Source organism: Cellulomonas taurus, assembly GCF_012931845.1.
Taxonomy (GTDB): Bacteria; Actinomycetota; Actinomycetes; order Actinomycetales; family Cellulomonadaceae; genus Cellulomonas; species Cellulomonas taurus.
Map to the genome: position 1 here is coordinate 653,373 of NZ_CP051884.1, position 16,636 is coordinate 670,008.

Annotated in this window: 14 protein-coding genes; 2 read left to right on the top strand and 12 right to left on the bottom strand. The window is 72.7% G+C overall.

The genetic code is table 11. From position 1 onward, the window contains the following. Window positions 1-10 precede the first annotated feature (10 nt). The 11 genes from HGK68_RS02965 to rfbF all read right to left on the bottom strand — a co-directional run bounded on the left by HGK68_RS02965 (window position 11) and on the right by rfbF (window position 13,209). Complete coding sequence (locus tag HGK68_RS02965; RefSeq protein WP_169164611.1) at window positions 11-1,174, bottom strand: glycosyltransferase family 4 protein; 1,164 nt, start codon at window positions 1,172-1,174, stop codon at window positions 11-13. Beyond that, window positions 1,171-2,070: a glycosyltransferase family 2 protein gene (locus HGK68_RS02970; RefSeq protein ID WP_169164612.1), complete on the bottom strand. Its 900-nt coding sequence runs from the start codon at window positions 2,068-2,070 to the stop codon at window positions 1,171-1,173. The genes HGK68_RS02965 and HGK68_RS02970 overlap by 4 nt, the downstream gene beginning before the upstream one ends. Before the next feature lie 194 nt (window positions 2,071-2,264). Then, entirely contained in the window at window positions 2,265-5,378 is a 3,114-nt protein-coding gene (locus HGK68_RS02975) for a discoidin domain-containing protein (protein WP_169164613.1), read from the bottom strand. 1 nt (window position 5,379) lies between these two features. After that, the gene (locus HGK68_RS02980) at window positions 5,380-6,207 is read right to left on the bottom strand and encodes an ABC transporter permease (RefSeq protein ID WP_169164614.1); all 828 of its coding nucleotides are present in this window, start codon (window positions 6,205-6,207) and stop codon (window positions 5,380-5,382) included. 5 nt (window positions 6,208-6,212) lie between these two features. Beyond that, window positions 6,213-7,433: an ABC transporter ATP-binding protein gene (locus HGK68_RS02985; protein WP_169164615.1), complete on the bottom strand. Its 1,221-nt coding sequence runs from the start codon at window positions 7,431-7,433 to the stop codon at window positions 6,213-6,215. Continuing rightward, window positions 7,430-8,482: a glycosyltransferase family 4 protein gene (locus HGK68_RS02990; protein WP_169164616.1), complete on the bottom strand. Its 1,053-nt coding sequence runs from the start codon at window positions 8,480-8,482 to the stop codon at window positions 7,430-7,432. Before HGK68_RS02990 ends, HGK68_RS02985 begins: the two co-directional genes overlap by 4 nt. Further along, window positions 8,475-9,566 (bottom strand): glycosyltransferase WbsX family protein, encoded by a 1,092-nt coding sequence (locus HGK68_RS02995; RefSeq protein WP_169164617.1) that lies wholly within the window; start codon window positions 9,564-9,566, stop codon window positions 8,475-8,477. Before HGK68_RS02995 ends, HGK68_RS02990 begins: the two co-directional genes overlap by 8 nt. Continuing rightward, window positions 9,563-10,837 (bottom strand): NAD(P)H-dependent oxidoreductase, encoded by a 1,275-nt coding sequence (locus HGK68_RS03000; RefSeq protein ID WP_169164618.1) that lies wholly within the window; start codon window positions 10,835-10,837, stop codon window positions 9,563-9,565. Before HGK68_RS03000 ends, HGK68_RS02995 begins: the two co-directional genes overlap by 4 nt. Continuing rightward, window positions 10,834-11,373 (bottom strand): dTDP-4-dehydrorhamnose 3,5-epimerase, encoded by a 540-nt coding sequence (gene rfbC / locus HGK68_RS03005; RefSeq protein WP_169164619.1) that lies wholly within the window; start codon window positions 11,371-11,373, stop codon window positions 10,834-10,836. Before rfbC ends, HGK68_RS03000 begins: the two co-directional genes overlap by 4 nt. Further along, window positions 11,370-12,398, bottom strand: a complete 1,029-nt coding sequence (locus tag HGK68_RS03010; RefSeq protein WP_169164620.1) for an NAD-dependent epimerase/dehydratase family protein — start codon at window positions 12,396-12,398, stop codon at window positions 11,370-11,372. Before HGK68_RS03010 ends, rfbC begins: the two co-directional genes overlap by 4 nt. Window position 12,399: 1 nt before the next feature. Next, on the bottom strand, window positions 12,400-13,209 hold the full coding sequence (rfbF, locus tag HGK68_RS03015; protein ID WP_169164621.1) for a glucose-1-phosphate cytidylyltransferase: 810 nt from the start codon (window positions 13,207-13,209) through the stop codon (window positions 12,400-12,402). Window positions 13,210-13,566: 357 nt separating this feature from the next. Between rfbF and HGK68_RS03020 the strand changes: the two genes are divergently transcribed. Both HGK68_RS03020 and HGK68_RS03025 read left to right on the top strand, forming a co-directional pair. Next, complete coding sequence (locus HGK68_RS03020; RefSeq protein ID WP_169164622.1) at window positions 13,567-14,433, top strand: polysaccharide deacetylase family protein; 867 nt, start codon at window positions 13,567-13,569, stop codon at window positions 14,431-14,433. Further along, a complete protein-coding gene (locus HGK68_RS03025; protein ID WP_169164623.1) occupies window positions 14,430-15,359 on the top strand; it encodes a glycosyltransferase family 2 protein in 930 nt (309 codons plus the stop codon). The genes HGK68_RS03020 and HGK68_RS03025 overlap by 4 nt, the downstream gene beginning before the upstream one ends. On the opposite strand, the gene lhgO is transcribed toward HGK68_RS03025, so the two are convergent. After that, on the bottom strand, window positions 15,322-16,554 hold the full coding sequence (gene lhgO, locus HGK68_RS03030) for an L-2-hydroxyglutarate oxidase (protein ID WP_169164624.1): 1,233 nt from the start codon (window positions 16,552-16,554) through the stop codon (window positions 15,322-15,324). The genes HGK68_RS03025 and lhgO overlap by 38 nt on opposite strands. Between the last annotated feature and the right edge of the window lie 82 nt (window positions 16,555-16,636).

Genomic DNA, 16,636 nt, shown 5'->3' on the forward strand with positions numbered 1-16,636 from the left:
GGACAGGGCTTCACCCGACCGGCGCGGGTGAAACCACCCGGTCCAGTCGCTGCCGGGCCCAGCCCCAGTCGCCCGCCTCCGCCCGCGCCCGACCCTCGCGCCCGACCCGCTGCCGGTAGCCCTCGTCGGTGGCCAGCGCGTCCAGGACCGTCGCCAGCGCCGCCGGGTCGTCCGGCGGGACCGGGATCCCGGCGCCGCCCATCGCCTCCGGGATGCCACCGATCGCCGAGGCGACCACCGGCACTCCGCTGGCCATCCCCTCCAGCACCGTCAGAGCGAAGGGCTCCGCCCAGCGCGAGGGCACCACCAGCACGTCGGCGGCGCGGAACAGCGCGGCGATCCGGGACCGCGGCGTGAAGGGGTGCAGGTGCACCCGGTCGCCGAGCGCCGTCGCGCGGCGGGTCAGGTCCCGCTGGTAGGCGCTCGGCCCGGCCCCGGCGTCGAAGTTCTGGCTCCCGACCAGGGTCAGGTCCAGATCGGGCCGGGCGAGCCGGAGCACGGCGTCCAGCAGCACATCGGCACCCTTGTCCGGGATCATCCGCCCGACGAACAGCACCCGCAGCCGCTCACCCCGCCGCGGGTCGGCCCGGGGCCGGAACCGGACGGTGTCCACGCCGTTCGGCACCACGCGCAGCCGGTCGTGCAGCGAAGGCGGCAGGTGGTCGGCCGTCTGCTGCGCCAGCGCGGCGCTGACGCAGACGATCGCCGCCGCCCGCTCCAGGGTGCGCCCGGCCTCGGTGTGGGTGTAGCTGCGCAGCAGCGAGTTGTGCGCGTAGAGCACCGGGGTGTGCCGACCCTCGACCAGTGGCACCGCCTGCGGGGCGTTGTGCAGCAGCACCACCCCGTCGTCGAGCCGGTTCTGGGTGCGCAGCGCGGCGCGCAGTCCGCGCCGGACACCGGGGCGCGGCAGGCCGAGTCGTCCGGCGGCGGCGTCCAGGTACCGGTCGGCCCGCGCCGACTCCGGCAGGTCGTACTCCACCGGTACAGCACTCGGGTACCGGTCCGGGTAGGTGCCGCGCGCCACCGCCACCCGGGGACGCTCGTCGGACGGCAGCGGTCCGAGGGCGGCGCACAGCCCGTCGACCACGGTCGGGATCGCGGAACCGGTGCGCGGGGAGAAGTGGTCGCCCGGGGTGAGCAGGTGCAGCTCGGGGCGACGGGGTGGGGTCGTCATGCCCGGACCACCGCCCGCTGGCTGCGGGGCTGTCGGCCCAGCGCCGCCCAGACGTCCGCGGCGGGTCCACGCCAGCGCGGCAGGGTCCAGGCGGTGGGCACCGTGGCCAGCGCCCGCAGCCGTTCGCCGACCGGCAACCCGGAGTCGGCCACCCCGCGCAGCAGCTCCACGCTCACCCGGGTGTGCGGGAAGGCGAAGCGCACCGATGCCTGCGGAGCGTGCCAGGCGACCTGTGCCTGCCCCTGGGCGGAGAACTGCTCGGCGTGCCGACGCTGCAGGAACAGCTGTTCGGGTACCAGGGCGAACGGTCCGCGGCAGGCGAGTTCGGTGAGCAGCACCATGTCGTTGCCGACCACCGGGCGGATGCCGCGGGTGCTGCGCAGCACCTCGGTCCGGTGCAGCCCGTAGAAGATGTGCGCGGCCTGCGCGGTGAGGAAGTGCCGCATCCGCTGGTGCGGGGTGGGCTCGTCGCAGGCCAGGTCGGCGTCGTTCAGGTCCTCGATGATCCGGCCCTCGGCGTCGATGATCCGGGTGCGCGGGTAGACCAGCACCGTGGCCGGGTCGGCGGCGGCGAACACCTCCAGGCAGCGCCGGACGAAGGCGGGGCGACGGATGTCGTCGGCGGCGGCCCAGGTGAAGTACGGGGTGGTCGCCAGCTCGACCAGGTGGTTGAAGTTCCACGCCCCACCCCGGTTCACCTCCTGCCGGTGGTAGCGGATTCGCGGGTCCTCGGCCGCCGCCGCCCGGCAGATCGCCTCGGTGCCGTCGGTGGAGGCGTTGTCCGAGATGACGATCTCGATGTCCGGCTCGTCCTGGGCGCGCACCGAGTCGAGTGCGGCGCTCAGGTAGCGCTCACCGTTGTAGACGGGGATGCCGACAGTGGCACGGGAAGTCATCGACAGGGTCCTTCCAATTCAGACTGAGCGGGGGCTGGCGTGCGATCCGGAGGCCGGGTCGAGGTCGGCAGTTGGTGCCAGAACCGGGCGGGCGATGTGCCGACCTCAGGCGTGGACTGCCGACTTCGGTCGCGGGTGGGGCTGGGGCTGGGGCGGGGGGTTGGGGTTGGGGCGGGGGTTGGGGGCGTGGGGAGCTAGGGGGCGGAGGCGGAGAGGTGGAGGAGGGAGAGTGGCCAGGTGGGGGTGGGGGCGACGGGTTCCCAGGCCGGGAGCAGGCCGCCGTACTGGCCGGAGTAGTTCAGGTCGGGGATCGTCACGCCGCGGGCCGCGGTGCTCGGCACCTGGACCCGGATCGCGGTCGCCGTCACCGGGTCGAAGTCGACGGCGGTGCTCCGGTCCAGGAACGCACCCGCCACGCCGCCGACCTCCTGCCACTGTCCGTCGACCAGTGCGCTGACCGTGTACGCCCGGACGCCCGCGGTGCAGCACCGGATGCCGGCCGAGGTGACGGTGACCCGGCTGATCGTCGTCGGTGCGGGCAACGCGACCTCGACCCACGGGCTCACGTCCGGGCCGTCGTCGGTGCGCGGACCCGCCTGCCACGGTGCCGCCTGCGCACCCTCCGCCGTGATCAACGTGCTGGGGTCGGTGCCGGAGGACGCGGTGACGGTGCCGCCGGTGAGCAGGTTGCTGGCGGGCAGCAGCGGAGCCGGGCTGGCCACGGTCAGCGTGGCGGCTCCGGTCAGGTACACCGGCGCGCCGGTGACCGGCAGCGCGACACCCTCCGGTCCGACGTCCAGGGAGCGGGTGCCGCCGTAGAGGTCGGTGACGGTCACGGTGGTCGGGCTCGGCGCGCTGACGGTGACCGTGGTGGTCGCATCGGCCGCCCAGACGGCGAGCAGCTGATCCGCGCTGTGCGGTGGGGGCGGCGCGTCGTAGGCCAGCGCCGTCACCGCCCCGTCCCCGGTGTCCAGCACCCGCGGCGCACCCCGACCGGCCAGCATCCGGTCCACCGTGGCCATCGCCAGGGCGGCCGGCTTCACGAAGGACCCGACCTGCACCAGCGACCAGGAGAACCCGCCCTCGCCCCAACCACCCTCGCTGAAGAAGTAGGTCCACTCGTCCACCCCGAGCGTGGTCAGCAGCAACCGGGTCCGGGCCACGTCCTGGGCCTGCTGCCAGTGGTTCGCCGGGCCGTCCGACCACCAGCCGGACTCGGTGTCCCAGATCGCCTTCCCGGCGCAGCTCGGCTCCGCGGCCAGGGCCTGCCGCAGGGCGGTGATCTGACCGATCGGCCCGGCGCTGCCTTCCTCCTGCCACGACCGGTTGAAGCCGGTGTACGGGTGGATGCCGATCACGTCCAGGTGCGCGCAGCCACCGGCGTCGATCAGCTGCTGGTACCAGCCGACCACCACGTTCAGCGCGTTGCCGCCGATCACCCGGGCGGACGGGTCGGCGGCCCGGACCCCGGCGGCGAAGGGGGCGAGCACCTGCCGGGCGTAGTCACCACCGTCGCCGAAGCCGGTGTTGTTCGGTTCGTTCCACGGCGCCCACTGGTGGACGAACGGCAGCGCCTGCGCGATCACCCGCACCCAGTCGCCCCAGGTCCCGGCCGCGACCGCCGCACGTTCGGCGTCACCGCCCTGGCCGACCTGGACGTACAGCTGCACCCCGGTCCGCGCCGCCGTCGCCGCCGCCTCGGCCAGTCCGTCCGGCAGGGCGTCCAGGTCCAGCCCGGCGGCGCTCGCGGGCGCGGTCGGGTCCGGCACCAGGCCACCGAAGTCGAGCTGCGCCCGGTAGCTGCCGATCCCCAGCTGGTCGGCCAGCTGCACGCCGCGCAGCGGTCCGGCGCCGCCCCAGTCGGCGCCCTCCGCCAGTCCGGCCGGGTCGAGGGTCGACGCCGGCGCCCCCACTGCGTAGCGCAGGCAGGTCGCGGTGCGGGTCACCCCGGTGTCGGCCTCGACCAGCGTCGCGTGCACCTCGTACGCCCCGGGGACGGCGGGCGGCAGGGCCAGGGGCACGGAGCCACCGTCGGCGGGGATGTCCAGGGTGCCCTCGGTGGGCGTCACGTCCAGGGTCGGGTCACCGGTCACCCGGTAGTGCAGGGTGTAAGCGCCGGACAGCCGGCCCCACTGCGGGTCGACGTCGAAGGTCACCGCCGGGTCGTCACCGGCCGGGAAGTAGTCGTCGACCGCCGGGGTGCTCAGCCCCAGGCCGTAGCCGAGGCGGTCCATCGTCGACGCGTGGTTCAGGTCCCAGGTCACCGGCGCGTCCAGCAGCAGGTCGAGCTGGTCGTCGGCCACCCGGCTGAGCTGGAAGCCGTCCTCGGTCGGGGAGACGAACAGCAGCCCGCCGTCGGTCCGGACCACCGGCGTGAGGTCCGCGAAGGTGAAGGTCGACCCCTGCCCCTGGCCGGAGAGCGCGATCCGCCGCCATACCCCGTCCGGCCCGACCTCGACCAGCCGCCAGGTCGGTCCGGCCAGCAGCAGCCCGCCGTCGGCGGCCGTGACTACGCCGGTCGGATGGTCGAGGGTGCTGGCCCGGCCGTTCGACGGGGTGTCCAGCAACCCGGTGATGCTCAGCCCGGCGGTGCCCTCGGCGTCGTACCGGGTCAGCGTGATCGTCGACGACTGGTCGGCGGCGGCGTCGCTCATCACCGCCAGCCCACCGTCGTCCAGCGGGAAGAACCGGGGGTAGAAGTCCACCGGGACGCGCGGGCCGTCCGGGTCGACGGTGCCGTCCGCCCGCAGCAGGGCCAGCCGCGGCGCATCGGTGAAAGCGACCGCCGCCAGTGCGTCGGTGCCCGCCGACCAGCCGATCACCGCGCGCACGTCACCGCGGTCCAGGTCGCCCAGCTGCCAGGTGACGCCGGGGTCCTGGTCGTCCAGCGCCCAGCCGGCCACGGTGTCCGCGTCGGTCGCGGCCAGCACCGTGCCGTCGTCGGTCAGCGCGAAGGACCCGGCGTCGCCGACGTCGACGGCGTCCAGGGCGTGACCGTCGGCGGACCAGCGCTGCACGGTGCCGTCGGTGAGCGTGGCCAGGTAGTCGTCGGTGGCGGCCAGCGCGCCCGGCACCGCATCCAGCGACGGCACCACGGTCTCGACCCCGGCCATCGGCGCATCGGTGGGCAGCGCCGCGTAGCGGTCGGGGTCGGCGACCCCGCACACCGGCGCGGCGAACTGCCCGGCGGCGGGTGGTTCGACCGCCGCGGCCTCGGACCCGCGGTCGCGCACCAGCACCACGCCGGTGCCGACCAGCAGCACGCCGATCAGTCCGACCGACCCGATGGCCACCCCCCTGCGGCGCACCTCAGATCACGTCCGCGAAGCCGCGTTCCATCTTCGAGAACACCAGCGCGCCGGCCACGAACACCCCCACCGACACGACCACCGCCGCGATCAGCTGCCAGGGCGCGGGCTGGGCCAGTCCGAGCAGCGACCAGCGGAAGCCCTCCAGGATCCAGGTCAGCGGGTTCAGGTCGAACAGCCAGCGGATGTTCTCGCCCACCGAGCTCAGCGAATAGGCCAGCGGGCTGGCGTACAGCAGTGTCTGCATCGCGAAGGGCACCACGTAGGCGACATCGCGGAACTGCACCATCAGCGCCGAGCACAGCAGCCCGATCCCGGAGCCGAGCAGGATCACCAGCAGGATCCAGCCCGGCAGGGCCAGCACCGCCCAGCCCGGGTTGATCCCGTAGACGACCAGCAGACCGACCATCAGCACCGCCGCGACCAGGAAGTCGACCAGCACGCTCAGCACCGCCGACAGCGGCACCAGCATCCGGGGGAAGAACACCTTGGACACCAGGGCCTGGTTGTTCACCAGGGAGGGCGCCGCCCGGGTGACGATCCCGTTGAACAGCGTCCAGGCCAGCATCCCGGCGAAGGAGAACACGAAGTACGGCACCCCGTCGCTGGACAGGTCGGCGATCTGCCCGAAGACGATGCTGAAGATGCCCGCGCTGAGCAGTGGTTGCAGGACCACCCAGATCACACCGAGCGCGGTCTGCCGGTAGCGCAGCTTCAGGTCCCGGATGCCGAACCGGGTGAAGACCTCGCGGGCCTCCCAGAGCTCGCGCCAGCCGGGCAGCGGTAGGCGGCCCGGGGGCGTGATGACGATCGTGCGGGTGGTGGCCACCGCGCTCACCGCCTCTCGTAGTCGAAGTCGGCCAGCACGAGACCGTTGTCCAGTCCCTCGTCGGAGACGGCGTTCGGGTAGGGCAGCACCGGGTGGATCTCGAACCGGCCGGCGCCCTCGAAGGAGTCGAGCACCCCGGAGCTGCACACGAACAGGTCCACCGAGTACTCGCCGGGCTTGAGCCACGGTTCCTTGATCGTGAGGGCGATCTTCTGTTCGGTGCCGGGGTCCAGCCACAGGCCGCCCACCCGGGAATCGCACTGCAGCAGGGTGCTGCCGTTGCGGTCGTTGACGTGCGCGGAGACGAAGTACTTGCCCACGTAGTCCGGATTGGCCGACACCGTGAACTCGACGGTCTTCGGTTCGACGGTCCGGTACAGCGGGGACGACACCTCCACCGAGGTGATCCGCAGTTCGCCGGTGCCGGGCCGCCGGTCGATGTCGGTCTGGCTGAGCGAGGCCCGGTCCCGACTGGTCTGGTACAGCTCGATGGCCTCGTCCACATCGCCGTGGTGCAGCAGCTTGCCGTGCTCCAGGTACAGCGCGGAGCTGCACAGCGCCTTGACGGTCTGGATCTGGTGCGAGACGTACAGCACCGTCCTGCCCTCGGCCGCCACCGCCCGCATCCGCTCGATGCACTTGGCCTGGAACTCCGCGTCGCCCACCGCCAACACCTCGTCGATGGCGAGGATCTCGGTGTCCAGGTGCGCAGCGACCGCGAAGGCCAGCCGGACGTACATCCCGGACGAGTAGCGCTTGACCGGGGTGTCCAGAAACTTCTCCACCCCGGAGAACGCCACGATCTCGTCGAAGCGGCGCTGGATCTCGACCTTGCGCATGCCGAGCAGGGTGCCGTTGAGGTAGACGTTCTCCCGGCCGGTCAGCTCGGGGTGGAAGCCGGTGCCCACCTCCAGCAACGACCCGACCCGGCCGCCCAGCTCGATCCGGCCGCGGGTGGGCGCGGCGACCCGGGTCAGGAGTTTGAGCAGCGTCGACTTCCCGGCGCCGTTGCGGCCCAGGATGCCGACCGCCGACCCCCACGGGATGTCGAAGTCCAGGTCGTCCAGTGCCCGGAACTCCTCGAACTGCGCCCGGCTCATCGGGTGCCGCATCCGGTGCAGCAGCGCCTCGGCCGCCGTCACCGGCCGGTCGTCGGAGAGGGCGATCTTGTAGTGCTTGCTCACGCCGGTCGCCCAGATCGCGGGGGTGGCGGGGGTGTCCGTCATCGGCGGGTCTCCAGGGTGTCGAGGTAGAGCCGTTCGTAGGCGTCCGCCACCGCGGTCAGGGCGAAGGTGCGCGAGCGCTCCAGTCCGGCGGCGGTCAGGCGCGCCCGTCGGTCGGGGTCGGTCAGCACCGCGGTCAGGGCGGTGCCCAGCTCCGGCAGATCGGCGAGCACCGCGGCCCGCCCCTGGTCGGAGACGTAGCGCGCGCCGACGTTCGGGGTCGCCACCACCGGCAGTCCGGAGGCCATCGCCTCGGCGTAGGGGATGCCGAATCCCTCGTAGGACGACGGCAGGCAGAACACCCAGGCGCGGCGGTAGGCGTCGGCGAGCTCGGCGTCCGAGAGCCTGCCCAGCACCCGGATCCCCGCACCATCGACCCCGGCCGGCACGTCCCGACTGACCATCCACAGTTCGGCATCCGGCACGGCCGGGCGCACCACGGTGCGGAACTGCTCGACCAGGTCCCGGCCGCGCTTGCGCCCGTGCCAGGTGCCGACGAACAGGATCACCGGGTGGTCGGCGCGCTGGCCGGTGCCCGGCACGAACCGCTCGGTGTCCACCCCGTTCGGCACCACGGCGTGCGACCGCGCCACCCAGCGCCGGGTCTGCGGTGAGACCACCACCACCCGGTCGGCGACCACCGATGCCAGCACCTCGGTCATCCCGAGCAGCGCCATCCGCAGCTTCTCCTTGGCGCCGTGGATGTGCTTGGCCTCCTCGAAGCAGCTGCCGTGCACCGTGCGCAGGTGCGCCCGGGTGCGCCGCCGCCACAGCCAGTAGTCGTCGCCGTGCGCGTGCAGGACGTCGTAGCCGCTGAAGTCCTGACGGCGGACCCGGGTGGCGAACCGGAAGCTGCGCAGGCTCCCGGACATCCGCAGGTGCCGGTGACCGTAGCGGGCACCCTCCACCGGTGGGCAGTCCGAGAACACGTCCACGGTGTGCCCGCGCCGGGACAGTTCGGTCGCCAGCTCGTGCACCTGGAAGCCGACCCCGATCTTGGAACCGGAGGGCAGGTAGTAGCTGATCATCGCGATCTTCAGCGGGTCAGCCACGAGCCACCGCCAGTTCCCGGGACCCGGTGCTGAGCCCTGACCGCAGCGCGTCCAACCAGCCGTGCCCGAACTCCTGATCCGGCTCCAGGTAGTTGCCCTCGGCCCACTCGTTCCACGACTTCACCCAGAGCAGCCGCTCCTGTTCCGGCCGGTCGGCCAGGGTCGCCGCCGCCTGACCGACGTGCCGGGCGAACAGCTCCGGCGTCGACCCGGTCACCGCCAGCCCGCGCCGACCCGACCGTGGTGTGTTGTCCCAGTTCGGGTAGACCACCGGTTGCAACCGGTCGCTGATCCCGGTGGGTGCGGCCTGATAGTCCGGTGCGTGCCGGTAGACCTCCGGCCGATGGAGCAGCTTGCGTCCGGCCCGCATCCGCAGCACGTCCAGTGGCAAGCGCCGGGCCGGGATCCGCATGTACGCCCCGGCGTCGAATCCCGCCGCGTCGACGTCCACGAACCGTGGTCCGGCACCGAGCAGGTCGGAGACCTCCGCCACCAGGTACAGCCCGGGCAGTCCGGCGGCGCGGGCCATCGCCTGCCACCGGTCGACGAAGGCAGCCGGGTCGGGCAGCTCCTCCGGCCGGAAGACGTAGAACACCGGCCGGTCGTCCACCCGCAGGTAGCGATCGTCCAGGAACGCCGGCAGCACGGTGGCGAAGTGCGCGCGGTCGTCCTCCGGCCCCGGGTAGGTCTGCTCCAGCAGGACCGTGTCCGCCGCGCCGTGCCAGATCCCGGACCAGGTCTGGTTCGCCCAGGCCAGCGCGAAGCCCATCGACGGCTCCCGACTGGCCAGCACCTCGGCGAACGGCCGCTCCAGGATGCGCCGACCGGCACCGAACCAGTAGTGCCAGTAGACGAACGCCTCCACCCCGTACTCCCGGGCCAGCTCGCCCTGGGCCTGCCGGGTCTCCGGGACGCGCAGGTCGTAGAACCCCAGGTCGGCGGGCAGATGCGGTTGGACGTGGCCGCGGAACAGCGGGCGGGCCTTGGCGGTGTTGGTCCACTCGGTGAAGCCCGGTCCCCACCACTGATCGTTCTCCGGGATGGGGTGGAACTGGGGCAGGTAGAAGGCGAGGGCCCGGGTCATGTCAGCGCCGCCTGATCCACCCGCAGCCGGTCCACGACCCGCCCCTCCGGCACCGTCACATCCGCGTACGTCAGCGTCGCGTCGCGCGGGACGTCGCGCACCAGCACGCACCCCTCCGCGACCCCGACCGGCAGCAACGACTCCCGCCGGGTGACGTCCGCCCGCTCGGCCTGCCCGTAGTAGTGGTACCCACCGAGCGCGTCCAGCACGGTCCCGGCCGTTAGGTCGGTCTTGGCGGTGGTGACCACCTCGACCGTCGGTGCGCCGAGCGGCCGGATCGTCGCGTCGCCGAGCAGAGCAGCCCGGGCGATGGTGGTCGGCACCTCGAAGTGGCACAGGTGGTACGGCTGGTAGAAGGAGTAGAGCGGCCCGGTGCCGAGCTTGTACAGCTCCAGGTAGTGCCGCTGCTTCGGGTCGTCGTGGCTGGCCAGGATGTAGACCCCGGGCCCGGGCCTGGCGCCGACCACGTAGTCGACCGCACCGCCGAGGGCGCGCAGCTCGTCCACGTCGTAGCGGCCGGTCAGCTCGTCGACGTGGCCGTCGTGGTCGCGGCCGAGCATCCCGCGCCGGTGCACGCTCATCCCGGTGGCGTTGGCGACGAGTGCTTGCTCCACCGACACCTTGGTGCCGTCGGCGAAGGAGGTGACCATGTGCGGGTCCTGGCCCCAGCGCTCGGCGAACGCCTTCTGGGTGGTGGGGGTGCGGTACTCGTCCTGCAGTCCCTTGATGTTCCCGGCGACCAGCGGGGTCAGGCCCAGGCCGGTCACGAACCGGTGCAGGTTCAGCTGCACACCGGGCTGATCGCCGTCGCAGCCGGTGTAGACCACACCCGCCTTGTCGGCCAGGCGGGCCAGTTCGGGTCCGACCGTGGCATCGACCTCGGCGTTCATCAGCACCAGGTGCTTGCCGTACTCGAAGCAGTCCAGGGCGACCCGGGCGCCGTACTCCACCGCGCCGGTCACGTCCACCACGACGTCGACCAGGTCGGATCGGAGCGCGACCAGATGGTCCTCGGTGACGGCGGGGCCGCCGACCCGGTCGAGCGCGGCGGCCGAATCGACGTGGGCGACCCGCTCGATGCCCGCCTCGGCGAACGCCCGCACCCCCTGCTCGGGTCGGCGGGCGACGATCACCGTCACCTCCATGCCCGGGGTCGAATGCACGATCTGGTTCACCAGTCCGCGGCCCATGAACCCGGCGCCGATCAGGGCGACCCGGATCGGTCGCCCGGAGCGCTGCCGCTCGGTCAACAGGGAGTCGATGATGATCACCGGGCCACCGCCTGAAGCAGCGGCGCGGCGGCGTCCTTCGCGGAGATGACCGACACCGGCAGCGGCCAGTCGATCCCGAACGCCGGGTCGTCCCAGCGGAACGACTGCTCGCCCCCCGGCGCGTACGGGCCGCTGACCTGGTAGGACACCTCGGTGTCGTCCACCAGGGTCTGGTACCCGTGGGCGACGTAGGGCGGGATGAACAACGCCCGGTGGTTGTCGGCGGTCAGTTCGACCAGGACGTGCGCACCGAAGGTCGGCGACCCGGGCCGGACGTCCACCGCCACGTCCACGATCGCGCCCCGGGTGCAGCGCACCAGTTTGCCCTCGGCGTGCGGCGGCACCTGACGGTGCAGCCCGCGCAGCGTCCCGGCGCGGTGGTTGAAGGACAGGTTGCCCTGCGCCACCGCGGTGTCCAGCCCGTGCGCGGCGAACTCGGTGGTGTCGAAGGTCCGGGCGAAGAACCCGCGGTCGTCCTCGCGCGGTTCCAGGTCCACGATCTGCGCGCCGGCCACGGCGGTCGGGGTGTACTTCACGGCTGCACCGTCCAGAACAGGTCGGGGTCGAGCTGCCCGGTCTTCAGCAGGTGCTCGATCTGGGCCAGCCGGGTGTGTCCCCGGCCGGTGAAGGTGGCGTCGTCCAACTGGATCTGGGTGAACACCCGGTGCAGCTGGGCGGCACCGGCGGCGGCGTCCCAGGCGGTCTCGAACCCGGGCAGCACCTGGCGGATCCGGGCGAAGGACACCCGGTAGCTGCGGTTGTCGGAGCTCGGCTCCCCGAAGCTGACCTCGCAGCCGGGGAACTCCGCGCCCACGGTCTCGGCGATCTGCCGCACCGTGTAGTTGTTCGCGTCCGAGCCGACGTTCAGCACCGCCGCGTGCACCGACTCCCGGGGTGCCGCCAGCACCAGCCGGATCGCCTGCGCGATGTCCAGGCCGTGCACCAGCGGTCGCCACGGGGTGCCGTCCGAGGTCATCGCGATCCGGTGCGTGGTCCAGGCGAGTCCCGCCAGGTTGTTCAGCACGATGTCGAAGCGCTGCCGGGGCGAGGCACCGAAGGCGGTGGCGTTGCGCAGGAAGGTGGGGGAGAAGTCGTCGTCGGCCAGCGCCGTGACATCGCGTTCCACCAGCGCCTTGCAGCGGGCGTAGGCGGTCTGCGGGTCGACCGGGCTGTCCTCGTCCACCGTGCCGTCGGCCACCCCGTACACCGAGCAGGACGACATGTACACGAACCGGCGCACCCCGGCCGCCTTCGCCGCGGTGGCCAGGCGGACCGACCCCTCGTGGTTGATCCGGTAGGTCACCTCGCCCAGCAGGTCGCCGATCGGGTCGTTGCTCAGCTCGGCCATGTGCACCACGGCGTCGTAGCCGCGCAGGTCGTCGGCGGTGACCTCACGGATGTCGCGCACCAGGGTGCGGGGGGTGGCGGGCACCCCGTGATACAGCCAGCCCTCCGCGTAGTAGCCGGTGTCCAGGCCGGTCACGTCGTGGCCCTCGGCCATCAGGGTCGGGGCGAGCAGGCTGCCGAGGTACCCCCCGGTGCCGGTGACGAGGATGCGCACCTCAGTCCTCCCAGATCTTCCACGGGGCACGGCCGGCGTCCCACAGGCCGTTCAGCTCGGTCCAGTCCCGGAAGGTGTCCATCCCCATCCAGAAGCCCTCGTGCTCGAAGACCGACAGCTGCCGGTCCCGCGCCAACTGCTGCAGCGGCACGCTCTCCAACATCACCGCCGGGTCGTCGTCGAGGTACTTGTCCACGAACTCCCGCTCGAAGACGAAGAACCCGCCGTTGACCCAGCCGTCCGCCAGGGTCGGCTTCTCGTTGAACTCGACCACCGTGTCGCCGTCCACCCGCATCTCGCCGTACCGGCTGGAGGGGTGCACGCCGGTCAGGGTGCCCAGCAGTCCGGCATGGACGTGATGGGCCAGCACGCCGGTGATGTCCACGTCGCCGATGCCGTCGCCGTAGGTCAATGCGAACCGGTCGGCGTCCAGGTGGTCGGCGACCCGGCGGATCCGGGCGGCGGTGGCCGTCTGCAACCCGGTCTCCACGAAGGTGATCTCCCAGTCCTCGGTGCCCGAGGTCTGGTGGAAGACCGGCTGCTCCTCGGTGCCCAGATGCAGGGTGAAGTCGCTGGTCAGGTGGCGGTAGTCCAGGAAGTACTGCTTGATCAGGTCGCTCTTGTAGCCCAGTGCCAGGACGAACCGGCGGAAGCCGTGCTCGCTGTAGGACTTCATGATGTGCCAGAGGATCGGTCGGCCACCGATGTCCACCAGCGGCTTGGGCAGCTTCTCCGATGCCTCACGCAGCCGGGTGCCCATCCCGCCGCAGAGGATCACGACGGGGATGTCGGCCGGGGCGATGGTGCTCATGGCTGCTCCTGGGGGCGGGGTGAGGGCCGTTCAGCGGTCTGCGAGGAGGCTAGCCCGGGCATTTCCCCCCAAACAGGTTCCATCGGGTGAAAACGGACATTCAAGACGGATCGGGCAGGGCTGGTTGGATAGATGTGCTGGTCGCGGGCATGCGGACGCGTGCCGTCGTCGCGGGGCGAGTTGGGCCATCCGGGGGAGTGCGGCAGGTCCCGGGGATGGTGGTGTCGTCGTTCTCGGGGGCGGCAGGCGGAGTCCCGCCGGGCCGCGCGCCCAATCGGGTGAAAACCCCCAAAACGGACAGTGTGTGCGCGACAGGCGACCACACTGGTGTCGCCCACCCAGCCATCGGGAGTCGCCATGACCGAGTCCGCGCACCGCGCCGCCCCGAGCGTGCACTCCCACCCTGCCCCGGGCACACGCGACCCCGCGCCGGCTGCGCGCACCACGCGACCCGCCCCCGGTGACCGGGTCGTGCTGCGGCGGGACCTCGGGGACTTCGGGTCCCCCGCCCCCCGGCCGCTGCGCACCCGACCCGGCCTCGCGGTGCTCGCGCCGATCGCCCCCACGTTCTGCGTCGACACCCCCGCGCCGGAGTTCGCCCTGACCTACGACGACGGCCCGGATCCGGCGCACACCCCCGCCCTGCTCGACCTGCTCGCGGAGCGCGGCGTGCACGCCACCTTCTTCGTGCTCGCCGATGCCGCGACCCGGCACCCCGACCTGCTGCGCCGGATCGTCGCCGAGGGCCACGAGCTCGCCCTGCACGGCCAGGACCACCGGCGGCTCACCCGGCTGTCAGCACGGGAGGCCGTCCGTCGGGTGGTCGCCGCCCGCGCCACCGTCGAGTCGCTGTCCGGCGCCCGGATCAGGTTCTTCCGGCCGCCCTACGGTGCGCACACCCCGGCGATGCTGGGCGGCTGGCGACGGCACGGGCTGGACGTGGTGATCTGGTCCGGGTGGGCCAGCGACTGGCAGGACGACCCGACCGCCGTGATCGCCGACCGCGCCGCCGCCGCTGTCCATCCGGGCGGGATCCTGCTGCTGCACGACACCCGCGCCGACCCCGACACCCTCGGTCCGGGCGAACGACTGCCGACCTTCGACCGTGCCGAAGCCTCCCGGCTCCTGCTGGACCGACTCTCCGACTGGCAGCCCCGCACCGTCGGCGACCTGCTCGCCCGTCACCCCCGGGTGCGGGCGGTGATCCGGGAGTTGTGGACATGAACCTGAGCGTGGTGATCGCCGCCTTCGACGCGGCCGGGACCCTCGACCAGCAGCTCGCCGCGCTGGCCCGGCAACGGGTGGACGCCGCATGGGAGGTGCTGATCGCCGACAACGGCTCCACCGACGGCACCCGCGAGCTCGCCGCCGCCTGGGCCGACCGGCTGCCACGACTGCGGGTGATCGACGCCTCCGCCCGCCGCGGTGCCGGCGCCGCCCGGAACATCGGCGTCGAGGCAGCCACGGGGCGTGACGTGGTGTTCTGCGATGCGGACGACGTGGTCGCCGACGACTGGTTGGCGGCCATGCACCGGGCCCTTGCCCACCACAGCTTCGTCGCGGGCCGGTTCGACGGGATCCTGCTCAACACCGACCGAGTGCGGCGCAGCCGTTCGCTGCCGCAGCAGGACGGGCTGCAACGCACCGAGCCGTTCCCCGACTGGGCGCATGCGGGGGCGGGGAACCTCGGCCTGCGGCGTGAGTTGTTCCGCGCGGTCGGTGGCTTCGACCCGGACGCGCTCTTCCTGGAGGACACCGACCTGTGCTGGCGGCTGCGGCTGGCCGGTGTCCCGCTGGTCTGGGTCCCGGAGGCGCTGGTGCACGTCCGGCTGCGCGGCACCCTGCGCACGGCATTCAGTCAGGGCTACCACTACGGCTCCGGGGAACACTGGCTCGCCCGCCGCTATCGGGAGCAGGTGTCGACCACCGCTTCCGTCGAGCCGGCCGGACCCCACAGCGGCCGAGCCCGACGACTTCTGCACCGGGGCGCTGTCACCGCGCGCGCTCTGGGTCGGGTGCGCTCACTCGGCGACCTCGGCGCGTGGGGTTGGGACCTCGGTTTCGGGCTGGGCTATGCCTTCGCCCCGATCACCGACCCCGAGCCGGTTCGCATCACCTCCAGCGGCGACCCGCGCTCGGCGGTCGCCTGACTGCCGTGCCCGGCAGCACCCGGTCCAGCTCCCCGACCAGGTGCGCCGCGATCTCCAGCGCCGCGGTCGCGGCCGGTGACGGGGCGTTCAGCACGTGCACCTGGCCCGGTGCCGTCTGCACCAGGAAGTCGTCCACCAGCCCGCCGTCCCGGCGCACCGCCTGCGCCCTGACCCCGGCCGGCGCCGGCACCAGGTCGTCGGCGGTGATCCCGGGGACCAGGCGGGACAGGCTCCGGGCGAAAGCGGCAGGTGACAGCGACCGCAGCACCTCCGCCGCCCCGGGTCGCCAGTTCCGCGCCCCCATCCGCCACAACCCCGGCCAGCTCAGGGCGTCGCCCACGTCACGCGCCGACACCTTCCCCCAGGTGTACCCCTCGCGGGCCAGGGCCAGCACCGCGTTCGGTCCGGCGTGCACGTGCCCGTCGATCCCCCGGGTGAGGTGCACCCCCAGGAACGGGAACCGCGGGTCCGGCACCGGGTAGATCAGTCCGTGCACCAGCTCCGCGGCTGTCTCGCTCAGCCCGTAGTACTCGCCGCGGAACGGCACGATCCGGGCGGCCGGGTTCAGCCCGCTGGCCCGGGCGAGTCGGTCGGCGTGCAGCCCACCGCAGACCACCAGGCCGTCCGCCTCCCGGTCGGTCACGGAGGTGCGGACCTGGACCCGCGCGCCCACGGTCCTGGCGGCCAGCATCGCCTCGCCGAGCAGGATCCGGCCACCGGCGGCCTCGATCTGACCTGCCAGCACCCGGCACACCCCGGCGTAGTCCACGATCCCGGTGCTCTCCACCCGGAGGGCGGCGACCGCCCGCACCTGCGGTTCGTACGCGCGCACCTGCGCCGGGTCCAGCAGCCGGGCCGGCACCTTGTTGGCGGCCGCCCGGGCGGCCAGCTTGTGCAGCCCCGGCAGCTCCGACTCCTCGGTGGCGACCACCAGCTTCCCGCACACCTGCACCGGCACCCCGTGCTCGGCGGCGAAGGCGGCCATCGACCGGGCGCCCGCGGTGGCCATCCGCGCCTTGAGGCTGCCCTCGGGGTAGTACAGCCCGGAGTGGATCACCCCGGAGTTGCGGCCGGTCTGGTGCCGGGCGAGGCCATCCTCCTTGTCCAGCACGGTGACCCGGTCGCCGCGGGCCGCCAATCGTGCGGCGGTCGCCAGCCCGACGATGCCGCCACCCACCACGATCACGTGAGACATGACGGTCACGCTAGCCGCCCGCTATGGGCGAATATGTGGATATTGTCCGGTTTCACCCTGTCGGCGGCTCCGATCCGGTGCG